At 74.1% G+C, this 12,036-nt stretch carries 7 protein-coding genes and 1 pseudogene; 4 read left to right on the top strand and 4 right to left on the bottom strand.

The features are described from left to right. Positions 1-1,587: LCP family protein (locus HCJ92_RS17590; protein ID WP_245240964.1), on the top strand; the 1,587-nt coding region annotated here is incomplete at its 5' end. 220 nt (positions 1,588-1,807) lie between these two features. Here HCJ92_RS17590 and HCJ92_RS17585 read toward each other — a convergent pair. Then, positions 1,808-2,872 (bottom strand): glycosyltransferase family 2 protein, encoded by a 1,065-nt coding sequence (locus tag HCJ92_RS17585; RefSeq protein WP_338054235.1) that lies wholly within the window; start codon positions 2,870-2,872, stop codon positions 1,808-1,810. A 145-nt stretch (positions 2,873-3,017) separates the two neighbouring features. Between HCJ92_RS17585 and HCJ92_RS17580 the strand changes: the two genes are divergently transcribed. Next, entirely contained in the window at positions 3,018-4,589 is a 1,572-nt protein-coding gene (locus tag HCJ92_RS17580) for an LCP family protein (RefSeq protein WP_245240963.1), read from the top strand. Positions 4,590-4,652: 63 nt separating this feature from the next. Here HCJ92_RS17580 and HCJ92_RS17575 read toward each other — a convergent pair whose 3' ends face one another. The 3 genes and pseudogenes from HCJ92_RS17575 to HCJ92_RS17565 all read right to left on the bottom strand — a co-directional run. Continuing rightward, entirely contained in the window at positions 4,653-6,128 is a 1,476-nt protein-coding gene (locus tag HCJ92_RS17575; protein WP_420824735.1) for a coenzyme F420-0:L-glutamate ligase, read from the bottom strand. Continuing rightward, positions 6,125-7,096, bottom strand: coding sequence for a 2-phospho-L-lactate transferase (cofD, locus tag HCJ92_RS17570; protein ID WP_167934568.1), 972 nt, complete (start codon positions 7,094-7,096; stop codon positions 6,125-6,127). The genes HCJ92_RS17575 and cofD overlap by 4 nt, the downstream gene beginning before the upstream one ends. A gap of 148 nt (positions 7,097-7,244) precedes the next feature. Further along, a pseudogene (locus HCJ92_RS17565) lies at positions 7,245-7,739 on the bottom strand (cysteine dioxygenase); the annotation flags it as partial. A gap of 548 nt (positions 7,740-8,287) precedes the next feature. On the opposite strand from HCJ92_RS17565, the gene HCJ92_RS17560 reads away from it, so the two are divergent. Then, on the top strand, positions 8,288-8,551 hold the full coding sequence (locus HCJ92_RS17560) for a WhiB family transcriptional regulator (protein WP_167934566.1): 264 nt from the start codon (positions 8,288-8,290) through the stop codon (positions 8,549-8,551). A 273-nt stretch (positions 8,552-8,824) separates the two neighbouring features. Beyond that, a partial coding sequence (locus HCJ92_RS17555; RefSeq protein ID WP_167934565.1) for a glycosyltransferase family 2 protein occupies positions 8,825-12,036 on the top strand: 3,212 nt, incomplete at its 3' end.

The following is a 12,036-nucleotide window of genomic DNA, read 5'->3' as shown; positions in this document are numbered from 1 at the left end:
GGTGCCGGCGGCGACGGCGGCCCCCGGGACCGGCACGACGGCGAGGGCGGGAAGCCCCCCGCCAAGCCGCGGCGCCCGCGCTGGGCCCGCGTGCTGATAGCCGGGTCCGCCGCCCTGGCCCTGACGGTGGTCGGCGCCGGCGCCGCCGGTTGGTACTACGTGCAGCACCTCAACGGCAACCTCACCAAGAGCGACCTGCACCTCGGCGACAACAAGCTCGACAAGGCCGCGCCCAACGACCGCGGCCAGACACCCCTCAACATCCTGCTGCTCGGCAGCGACGCCCGGGACTCGGAGGAGAACCTGCGGCTGGGCGGCGCCGCCGACACCGTGGGCGGTCCCCCCATCGCGGACGTCCAGATGCTGCTGCACGTCTCGGCCGACCGCAGCAACATGACCGTCATATCCATCCCCCGGGACACGCGGGTCACCATCCCGAAGTGCACCGACCCGGCGACCGGCCGGGAGTACGACGTGGTCGAGTCGGACACCATCAACCACAGCCTCCAGCGGGGCGGCCCCGGGTGCTCGGTCGCCACCTGGGAGGAGCTCACCGGCATCCCGATCGACCACTTCATGATGCTGGACTTCGCCGGGGTCGTCAGCATGGCCGACGCCGTGGGCGGCGTTCCCGTCTGCGTCGACCGGGGCGTCGACGACCCCAAGTCCCACCTGGAGCTGGACGCGGGCGAGACCGTCATCAAGGGCGAACAGGCCCTCCAGTGGCTGCGGACCCGCCACGGTTTCGGCGACGGCAGCGACGTGGGCCGCACCAAGGCCCAGCACATGTACCTCTCCTCGATGGTCCGCGAACTCAAGGAAGGCGCGCGCCTCACCGACCCGGGCAAGCTCAACGCCCTGGCCAACGCCGCCACCAACGCCCTCACCGTCGACCCCGATCTCGGCAGCGTGAACCGCCTGTACGACCTGGGTGAGGACCTGCGGGACGTCCCCAGCGAGCGGATCAACATGATCACCATGCCGTGGGTTCCCGCTCCGCAGAACCCCGCCGCTCACGTCGCCCCCAAGCCCGGCGCCGCCGAGGAGCTGTTCGCGCTGGTCCGCGAGGACATCGCGCTCGACGAGGAGTACCCGGACGACATCGCCGACCCCGACGCCGGGGACGACGAAGCCGACGAGGAGGCGGCCCGGCCGCTCGATCCCGCCGAGGTCGCGGTGACCGTCCGCAACGGCACCGGTTCCGTCTCCCTTCCCGCCGTCACCGGCAGGGCGAGCGTCGTGGTCGCCGAACTCGCCGCGCTGGGCTACGTGCAGTCCTTCGTCGACGAACGGCCCATCTCCCAGGCGGAGACCTCCCTCACCCACCCCGCGGGGGAACAGGCGGAGGCCGACGCCCGCGCCGTCGCGGCGGCGCTCGGCCTGCCCGACCGCGCACTCCGCTCCGCCGGGTCGGCGCAGGGGCTCACCCTGGTCATCGGCACCGACTGGCGCGAGGGGAACCAGTTCCCCGCCGCCCCCGACACCGGGCCGACCGAGCCGGAGGAGCGTCTCGACAGCGCCGAGGCGATCACCGCGGACGACGACAGCGCGTGCATGACGGTGAACCCCCGGCACGCCACCGACTGAGAGCGTGTGTGAGACCCCGCGTCGGATCAGCTCGCGGCGTCGGATGCGGTCAGCTGCACGGCGGAGGGGTGCCCTCATACCGGGTTGTCTTCGGGTGTTCCTGACAACGCAGCGGATGGCCGTAGCCGGCGTCGCGGGCCCGGCGTGGGGTCTCACACACGCTCTGATTCCCGGCCCCGCCCGCGCGGCGCCGTCGTACCGTCCGCGCCGCGCGGGCGGGTCAGGCGGTGTTGCCGGCCGGTGCGCGACGAGAGTCGCGCACCCGGCGGGCGAGCGACCGCGGGCTGGTCAGGAAGCCCCACCCCCAGGACATGTGCATCGTCGCCAGCGCCACCGGGATGCGCAGCCGCGCGCCGATCGAGCGCCCCCGGCCGGCGCGCAGGGAGCCCACCGTGATCGCCGCCAGGTATCCCGCCGGCACGACGAGCGTCCACGGCGTCACCACCGCCCCGACGACACCGGCGGCGATCGCCAGCACCGCGGCGGGCGGCGCCAGGTACCGCGGGTTGATCGACCCCTGGTGGTAGCGGGCCACGACGTGCCGCCAACGGCCGTAGTCGTGGTATTGCTTCGCCAGCTTCCGGACCGTCGGCCGCGGACGGTAGGACACCAGCAGCTCGGGGGAGAACCAGATCAGCCCGCCGTCCTGCCGGATGCGGAAGTTCAGCTCCCAGTCCTGCGCGCGGACGAACTCGGTGTTGTACCCGCCCAGCCGCTCCAGGACCTCCCGGCGGAAGACACCCAGGTACACGGTCTCCGCCTCACCCGCCGAACCACCGGTGTGGAAGGCCGCGTTGCCGACGCCGATCCGGGAGGTCATGGCGGCGGCGACCGCGTGCTCCCAGTCGTTCTCGCCCTCGGCGTGCATGATGCCGCCGACGTTGGCCGCCCCCGTCTCCGCGAGCAGCCGGACCGCGGTGGCGACGTAGCCCTGCGAGAGCATGCCGTGACCGTCGACCCGCACCACCACCGGATGCCGGGACGCCTCGATCGCCGCGTTCAGTCCGGCCGGGGTGCGGCCGGTCGGGTTGGGGACGGTCCGCACCCTGCCCCATGGTCGGTCCGCGGTCTCGGCGACCAGTTCGGCGGCGATCTCATCGGTCCGGTCCGTGGACGGCCCGAGCGCGATGACCACCTCCATCCCGCCCGCGTACTCCTGCCGCAGGATGGCTTCCACCGCATGCCGCAGATGTCGTTCCTCGTTCAGCACCGGCATGATCACCGACACCGCCGGAAGGCCGTGCTCACCGGGGTCGCTACCGCCCCGGTCTCCTCGTGTCGTCACCGGCTCACGGTACCGCGAACGGATCACCGTGGTTCGCCCACCCGGGTGGTGTGCGGCGGGTCTGCGCGCGCCGCGCCCCCACCGTTCCTACGCTCCCAGCGGGGTGACCCGGCCCCCGTTCGTACGACAAGCGGAGGTTCCGACCTTGCCCGCCAGCCGCCCGCAGCACCCGAGCAGTCAGCGCCCCCGCCCCTCGACGGGTCGGCGCCGCCGCCCGCGCTGGGGGCTGCGGCTGTCCGCCGTGGCCGCGGCGTGCGTGCTGCTGACCGGCGGTGTCGGGCACGCGATGGTCTCCACCATCGACACCGGGGTGGAGCGGGTCGACCCCTTCCACGACCTCAGCAACCGCCCGGACACCAGCAAGGGGCTCAACTTCCTGCTCATCGGCAACGACAGCCGGGAGGGGATCACCGCCGAGGAGAAGGAGAAGTTCCGCATCGGCGGCGAGGCGTGCCACTGCGCCGACACCATCATCCTGGTGCACCTCTCCGAGGACCGGGAGCGGGCGAGCGTCGTCTCTCTGCCGCGGGACTCCTACGCGGAGCTCCCCGCCCACAACTTCGAGGCCGGGGGCGGCGAACGCCACCCCGAGCACCCGGACAAGATGAACGCGGCCCTCTCCCACGGCGGCCCCTCCCTCATGGTCCGCACCGTGGAGAAGATGACCGGGGTCCGCATCGACCACTACCTGGAGGTCAACTTCCTCAGCTTCATGCGGGGAGTGGACGAGATCGGCGGTGTGGACGTGTGCACCGTCCGCCCCCTCAAGGACGAGAAGTCCGGCCTGGACATCCCGCCGGGGACCTCCACCCTGAGCGGCGGTGAGGCCCTCCAGTACGTCCGCGCGCGGTCGGTCGACCCCTCCGCCGACTTCGGCCGGATGCAGCGCCAGCAGAAGTTCCTCGCCGCCTTCGTCGACAAGGCGGTCAGCACCGACGTGCTCCTCAACCCCGCCAAGCTGCGTCGGACCGCCGACGTCATGCTGGAGTCGGTCCGCGTCGACCCCGAGTTCGGCGTCGACCAGATGCTGGAACTCAGCCGTGCCCTCGGCGGCTTCGACGCCTCCTCCGCCGAACTGACCTCGGTCCCCGTGGACGGCTCCGGCAAGAAGCTGCCCAACGGCGGCTCCACCGTCGCGTGGGACGAGGAGGGCGCAGAGCGGCTGTTCGCCGCGATCCGTGAGGACCGCCCGCTCGCGGGGGCCGCGGCCGACGAGCCGCCGGAGGCCGACGAAACCGAGAGCGACGAGAGCGACGAGGGCGAGGCCGAGGAAGCGGCCGGCGGCGAGCGGACCGACGACGGTCCGCGCGGCGCCGTGCCGGTGGAGCTCGCGCCGGAGGAGGTCCGGGTCCGGGTGGAGAACGCCAGCACCACGGCGGGGCTCGCCGCCCGCGCCGACGAACAGCTGGCTGCCACCGGGTTCAGCACCGACGGCCTCACCGCGGAGGACGACCCCGGCTCCGCCTCCACCTCCCAGTCCCGCACCACCATCACCCACGGTCCGGAACAGCGCGCCGAGGCCGCGGTACTCCGAGCGGCCCTCCCCGACGCCCAGCTGCGGGAGGTGGCCGACCACGGCGACCGACTGCTGGTCGCCGTCGGCGAGGACTTCGACCGGGTCCAGCCCGTCCGCGACGGCCGCCGGCCGATGAGCTCGCAGGAGTGGAAGGACGGCGGCTTCGGCGCTGCCACCGGGGACCAGATCATCTGCGACTGAGCAGTCGTCCCCGAGGCCCGGCGGCGGTGACCACCGATCCGTGGTCGCCGCCGCCGGTCGTCCTCAGCGGACCGTGAGGAAGGCGTCCGCGGACCGCGGCGGGCGCGGGGCCGGCGGGGCGGCCGGATGGCCCACCGCCACCGCCCCCATCGGGTCCCAGGAGTCCGGCAGCTCCAACGAGTCCCGCACGGTGTCGCGGCAGAACATCGTCGACGACACCCATGCCGAGCCCAGCCCCTCACCGGCCAGCGCCACCAGCAGGTTCTGCACCGCCGCACCGGCGGCGACGACGAACATCTCCCGCTCGGCGGCGGCCCGCCGGTCGTCCGGGTAGCGGTGGGCGCCGTCGGCGACCAGGCAGGGCACCACCAGGTAGGGCGCGCGCCGCAGCACCTCGCCGCGGTGGACCCGCCGGGCGATCCACTCCTCGTCGCGCCCGTCCGCCCGCAGGTCGGCGACCCACGCGGCGAGCATGGCGTCGAGCAGGGAGGTACGCGCCGCCGCCGACTCCAGCAGCACGAACCGCCAGGGCGTCGTGTGGTGCGGCGCGGGCGCGGTGACCGCGGCGGCGACCGCCCGGCGGACGGCCCCGCCGTCGACGGCCGCGCCGGTGAACTCCCGCACGGTTCGCCGTTGGGTGACGGCGGCGCGGACCGCCTCGGAGGTGCCGAGCCGGAACATGTCCGCGGCGGCGTCGCGGACCAGCGGCCGGGCGCCGGGGTCCCCGGTGGTGTCCGGTCCGCCCACCGCCGGCGAGGTCACGGCACCGGCCCCGCCCGGAGTGGTCAGCAGGTGCTCCGGGAGGCCGCGGACCACCGCGACGGGCCGTCCCTCGGTCTTGCCCTTGACCAGCTCACCGGCGCCCGCGAGTTCGTCGGCGACGGCCGCGACGCTCACCCCCAGCGGATTGCCGTGGGTGTCGGTACCGCCCCGCAGGTCGTCCAGGGCCCGTAGCCCGGCCGCGCCGATCGCGACGTCGGTCTGCCCTTCGCGCCAAGGGCGTCCGAAGGTGTCGCTGACGACGACGGCGACCTCGACGCCGATGCGGTGGCGCAGCCCGTCGCGGATCGCACGGGCGGAGGCGTCCGGGTCCTCGGGCAGCAGCAGCACCGTGCCGCGCGGGGTGTTCGAGGCGTCCACCCCGGCCGCCGCCATCACGAACCCGTGCCGTGACTCCACGATGCGGGCCGGGCCGCGCCGCGCCACGACGCGGACGGTCTCGGAGTCGACCGCCTCCTCCCGGTCCTCGGCGAGCAGCACCCGCCCTTCCGCCTTGCTGACGATCTTCGAGGTCACGACGAGGATGTCGCCGTCGAGCAGCGCTCGGCCGCCCGGCGCCGCGCTCGCCTCGGCGATCAGCCCGGCCAGGTCGTCACCGGGCACCACCTCGGGCAGGCCGGGGAGCGACCACACCCGGAACGACTCCGACCGGGTCGCGCCGACGCCTGCCGCCGGACCGCCGCCCGGGGACGCACCGGTCGCGGCGGCCACCGCGGGGGCTGTGCCCGTCGCCGTGCCGGAGCGCGCGGGGGCGGTCACGGCGCGACGTCCGCGGCCAGGGCCGCCGCCAGGTCCAGTGCCTCCCGCGCCATCTCGGCGGTGGCCGCCGGGTCCGTCATCATCAGCGGCACCGCCCGGCAGCGGATGCCGTGGGTCTCCACCGTCCCGACGGCGTCGGCGTCCCGGGTGTCGACCAGCCAGCCGTCGAGCAGTCCCGAGCCGTAGTGCTCGGCGACCGCCGCCGCCGTCGCCTCGACGCCCACCGCGGCGAGCACCTTGTCCGCCATGCCGCGCACCGGGGCGCCGCCGACGATGGGGGAGAGGCCCACCACCGGGACCCCGGCGGCGGCGATGGCCTCCCGGATGCCGGGGACGGCCAGGACGGTGCCGATGCTCACGACCGGGTTGGACGGCGGGAACAGGACGACGTCGGCCTCGGCGATCGCCTCCAGCACCCCGGGTGCCGGTCCGGCGGTGTCCGCGCCGACCGGCACCACGGCGTGCGCCTCGGGCTCGGCCCGCAGCCGCACCCAGTACTCCTGGAAGTGCACCGCGCGACGGGTGTCGCCGTCGTCGATCAGGACGTGCGTCTCCACGCGGTCGTCGGTCATCGGCAGCAGCCGGACCCCCGGCTCCCACCGGCGGCACAACGCCTGTGTCACCTCGCTGAGCGGATAGCCGGCCGCCAGCATCTGCGTGCGGACGATGTGGGTGGCCATGTCCCGGTCACCCAGCCCGAACCACTCGGGTCCGACGCCGTAGGCGGCGAGTTCCTCCTTCACCGCGAAGGTCTCCTCGGCCCTGCCCCAGCCCTGTTCCTCGTGGATGCCGCCGCCGAGCGTGTACATCACGGTGTCGAGGTCGGGGCAGACCTTCAGGCCGAAGAGGTGGATGTCGTCGCCGGTGTTGCCGATGACGGTGATCTCCGCCTCCGGCGCGGCCAGTTTGAGACCGCGCAGGAAACGGGCACCGCCCGTGCCGCCGGCCAGAACCACGATGCGCTGCATGCGCTCCAGTGTGTCAGCAGCTGCGGCCCGCGCGCCCGGCGGTCCGCGGGCCCCCGCCGACGGCCGTGGCGGCGACAGCGGGGGCCGGGGCGACGGCGTTGCTGGGCGACGCCGCCGCGGAGGGGGACGGGCGCGCCGGCAGCCCGGGGTGCTCCGCCCGTGCCGCCGGCGACGCCGCCGCGGCGGGATGCATCGGCATGGTGGTGAGCCCCGGGTGGTAGAGGTGCAGGGAGACCGCCGGCTCCAGCGAGGTGTTGACCATCTCGTGGACGTACCCCGGCGCGAACACCCGCGTCGGCCCCGGTCGCAGCGGTCGTCCCTCGCGCGTGCCCGCGGTGAACTCGGTGAGCCCGCCCGTCAGCACGGTGAAGACCCCGTGCGCGTCGCCGTGGTCGTGGCGTCCGCTGCCCTGGCCGGGAAGCCAGCTCAGCAGCCACAGTTCGTACCCCGGTCCCGTGCGCAGCCTCCGGTACCAACGGCTGGTCGGGTCGTAACCCACCAGGGGGAGCCAGTGCTCGGGACAGTCAGCGACGGTGCGCAGCAGTCCGGCGAACCCCGCGACGGTGCAGGGGTGTTCGGCGGGCGGCGTCATTCGGTGCGGCAGCGCGGTGGTGTCACCGGCGATCTCGTTGTCGCTGTACATGTGGGACCCGTGGTGTCGAGTGGGCGGACGGTTCGCGGGGCGTCGGACGGCCCGCCGGAAACTCTGTGATCGACCGGGCACTCTGCGTGGCCGAGTCCTCAGATGAGCGCTTCCGGAGGAGGTGTGTCAAGCGACCCGTGCGTTCGGACGCATTGTTTCACCACATCCGGTTGCCGCCGGTGCCGAAAGGTTTATGCGTCCAGGGAGTGGACAGGTGGCGCAACATCGGACCTGACGGGCGCCGTTGTCTTCCCGTGACTCCACTGTGATCCGGGTCGCTCGGCCGGGGCCCTCGGAACGCGTCGGGCGTTCGATTCGTCCTCACTCCGGGACCCCCGGAGCCGGACAGTCGAAACACCCGAAGTGTCCGGAGGTTCGTGGTGGTTTGATCAGAAACGGCGCGGGTGTGGTGCCGCTGGGTGAATCACCGGGCAGCAGGCTGATCACGGCTTGACGGGTCCGGATGACGCACTTGTAATTTCACCCGTGTCGTTCGGTCCGTATCGGTAACGGCAACATCACGGGGACGCAAGGAAGGCGAGGCGCAGATGACCGAGCTGTTCCAGCAACTGCTGGTCGAGGACACCGACGAGGAGCCGGGCTGGCAGGAGCGCGCACTGTGCGCCCAGACCGACCCGGAATCCTTCTTTCCCGAGAAGGGCGGCTCCACCCGCGAGGCCAAGAAGGTCTGCCTCGCCTGCGAAGTCCGCTCCGAGTGCCTGGAGTACGCACTCGCCAACGACGAACGCTTCGGGATCTGGGGCGGACTGTCGGAACGCGAGCGCCGGCGGCTGAAGAAGGCCGTCGTCTGAACCGGTCACCGCGGCACCGGCGCCGCCGGGCCCGCGTGATCTCCCCGCCCCCGACGGCCGACGGCCGCGAACCCCGCATACCCGGCCCCTCCCGGGGCCCCCGTCACGAGCAGCACCCCCTCCAGCAGGACCTCATCGAAGCAGCGGCCGGACCCGTCGGCCCGACCCCGCGCACGCACCCCTCCGCCGTGCGCGGACCGGACCGGCGGTCCCCGCAGCCCCGGTAGTGTGTGGCTGTCCGCCGACCTCCACCGAACCGGGGCCCGTACCTCGATGCCTGCCGCAGCCGCCTCACATCCAGAGCTACCGCAGCATGTCGTCACCGCCGTGCTGGTCTCGCACGACGGAGAGCGCTGGCTCCCCGACGTGCTCGCCGGACTGGTCAACCAGCAGCGACCCGTCCAGGACGTCATAGCCGCCGACACCGGTTCGGCCGACCGCTCCGCCGACCTCGTCACCGACGCGCTCGGCCCCGAACGGGTCCTCCACCTCGCGCGCCGCACCGGATTCGGTGCCGCGGTCGCCGAGGCGGTGCGCACCGCACCCGTCCTCACCCCGGACGACCTCGACTACCTCAAACGCCCCAGCGGCTGGGACCCCGAGACGCGCACCTGGCGCGACGACACCTACGGCATGCCCGAGCTGCCGCACGGTGAACCCATCCACTGGCTCTGGCTCCTCCACGACGACTCGGCGCCCGACACCGACGCCCTCGCGAAGCTGCTGCGCCACGCGGAGGCGCACCCCGAGGCCGCCGTCATCGGCCCCAAGCTCCGCGGCTGGTACGACCGCAGGCAACTTCTGGAGACCGGCGTCACCATCGCGCGCAGCGGCCGACGCTGGACCGGACTCGACCGCCGCGAGCAGGACCAGGGCCAGCACGACCAGCACCGCAGCGTCCTCTCCGTCTCCACCGCCGGCATGCTCATCCGCCGCGACGCCTACGAGCGGCTCGGCGGCTTCGACCGCCACCTGCCCCTCATGCGCGACGACCTCGACCTGTGCTGGCGCGCGCACTCCGCCGGCATGGGGGTCCGCGTCGCCCCCAGCGCCGTCATGCGCCACGCGGAGGCCTCCGCCCGCGAGCGCCGCACCATCGACTGCGCCGGTCGACTCGGCGGCAGCCCCCACCGGGTGGACAAGGCCGCCGCCGTCTACGCGCTCCTCAGCAACAGCCGCTCCAAGGTGCTGCCGTGGGTGATGCTGCGCCTGGTGGTCGGTACTGCCATCCGCATCCTCGCGTACCTCGTCGGCAAGGCCCCCGGCCGCGCCCTCGACGAGTTCGCCGGTCTCCTCTCCGCGCTGCTCCGGCCCGAACGCATCCTCAAGGCGCGATCCCAGCGGCGCACCACCACCTCCGCCGACCTCGACCACGCCGCACTGCGCCCCCTCTTCCCGCCACCGGGCGCCACCGTCAAGGCGACCGTCGAACAGGCGGTCAGCGCCGTCTCGCGGCGTGACGAGGCCGCGGCGGCCGGCAGCCGCCACGGTGCCGTGGAGTCCGGCCCCGGCAGCGACGACGCCGACGTCCTGGAGGTCGAGCAGTTCACCCGCGTCCGCGCTCTCGCGCGGCGCCCGGCGCCCATCCTCTTCTTGCTGCTCTGCCTCGCGGCGCTCGCCGCCTCCCGGGAACTCATCGGTGGCGGCGCGCTCTTCGGCGGCGCCCTCCTGGCCGCTCCCGCTGAGGCCACCGAGCTCCTGGCCCGCGTCCGCGAGACCTGGCAGCCGCTCGGGATCGGCGACACGGGGGCGGCACCGCCGTACCTGGCCCTGCTCGCCCTGCTCTCCGTACCGTTCCTCGGTTCCACCGGCCTCGCCATGACGCTGCTGATGGTGGGCGCCGTCCCCCTCGCGGGGCTGAGCGCCTACCTCGCCTCCAAACGACTGGTCACCTCCCGCGTGCTGCGGGCCTGGGGCGCGATCGCGTACGCCTTCCTCCCGGCCGTCACCGGGGCGATCGCCTCCGGTCGGATCGGCACGGTCGTCCTCGCCGTCCTGCTGCCCCCGCTCGCACGGTGCGCCGTGTACTCCGCCGGGCTGGTGTCCGGCAGTCGCGGGCCCTGGCGCGCCGCCTGGGCGGGAGCGCTGCTGCTCACCGTGGTCACCGCCTTCACCCCGGTGGTGTGGCCGCTCGCCGTGGTGCTCGCCGCCGCCGCCCTCGTGCGGTCCGGTACCGGCCGCGGTCCCCGACTGCGCCGGTTCGCCGCGCTGCTGCTCACCCCCGTCGTCATGCTCGCGCCGTGGTCGCTGACCGTGCTGAGCAGCACGGACGAGCTGCTCGCGGAGGCCGGACAGCGGCTGGTGGACACGCCCGCGTCGCCCCTGGCGCTCCTCGGGCTCAACCCCGGCGGCCCGGGTACCCCGGCCGAGTGGCTGATGCTCGGGGTGCTGCTGGCCGGCCTCGCCGCCCTGCTGCGTCGGGAACGCCGCACCGCGGTGACGGCGGCCTGGGGCGCCGCCCTCGCGGCTCTCGTCGTCGCGGTCTGGGCGAACGGCTCCCACTGGGCCGGTCCCGCACTCCTCGTCGGCGGCCTGGCGGTCGTCGCCGCCGCGGCGCTCGGCGCCGACGGCGCACGTCACCGGGTCGCAGCCGAGAGCTTCGGCTGGCGCCAGCCGGTCGCGGTGCTGCTCGCCGTCGCCGCCGCCGTCGGCCCGGCGCTCGCCGCCGCGGGCTGGATGGTGCGCGGTGCCGACGGACCGCTGGAACGCGCCAACCCCGTGCAGGTTCCGGCCTTCGTCGCCGAGGAGAGCTCCACGGGCGACCGCGCGCGGACCCTCGTCCTCGCCGGCGAGGACGAGACCTCCGAGGGGGCACCGGCCGCCCTCGACTACGCGGTCGTGCGCGGGGCCGGTACCCGGCTCGGCGACGCCGACATCGCCCGGCTCATGGCCGAGGACACCGACCTCTCCGCGATGGTGGCCGACCTCGCCGCCGGTTCCGGCGCCGACCAGGCGGAGCGCCTCAGCGGCTCCGCCATCCGGTACGTACTGGTCCGCGACGGGTCGCCCGACGAGCTGCACCGCGTCCTGGACACGACGCCGGGGCTGAAGCGGCTCAGCCAGGAGGACGGCAGTGCCCTGTGGCGCGTGGAGCGGGAACTCTCCCGCGTCATGGTGCTGCCCGCAGAGGGCGACACCGCCGTCCCCGCACGCCTGCCGGCCGGCCCCGTCGAGGTCGACACCGAGCTGCCGGACGGCCCCGAGGGCCGCGTCCTGCGCATCGCCGACACCGCCTCCGAAGGCTGGCAGGCGACCCTGGACGGTCGACGGCTGTCCCCGGTGACCGTGGACGGCTGGGCGCAGGGATTCGAACTGCCCGCCGGTGGCGGCAGGTTGCTGGTCTCGCACAGCGAGAGCACCCTCCACACCCTGTGGACCTGGACCCAGGGCTTCGGGCTGCTGGTCCTGGTGATCCTGGCGCTGCCCGGCCGTCGCCGCGAGGTGGACGACGACCTCCCCGACGCCGCCGGCGACAGCTCCGGCGG

This window comes from Streptomyces spiramenti (assembly GCF_012034385.1).
Lineage (GTDB): Bacteria > Actinomycetota > Actinomycetes > Streptomycetales > Streptomycetaceae > Streptomyces > Streptomyces spiramenti.
Note: the sequence above shows the minus strand (reverse complement) of the source record. Positions and strands in the feature narration are given on the sequence as shown.

Bases quoted from the DNA above. Each gene is read 5' to 3' on its own strand.
- cofD (WP_167934568.1), bottom strand. From the start codon at position 7,096: ATGCAGCGCATCGTGGTTCTGGCCGGCGGCACGGGCGGTGCCCGTTTC.
- HCJ92_RS17560 (WP_167934566.1), top strand. From the start codon at position 8,288: ATGACCGAGCTGTTCCAGCAACTGCTGGTCGAGGACACCGACGAGGAG.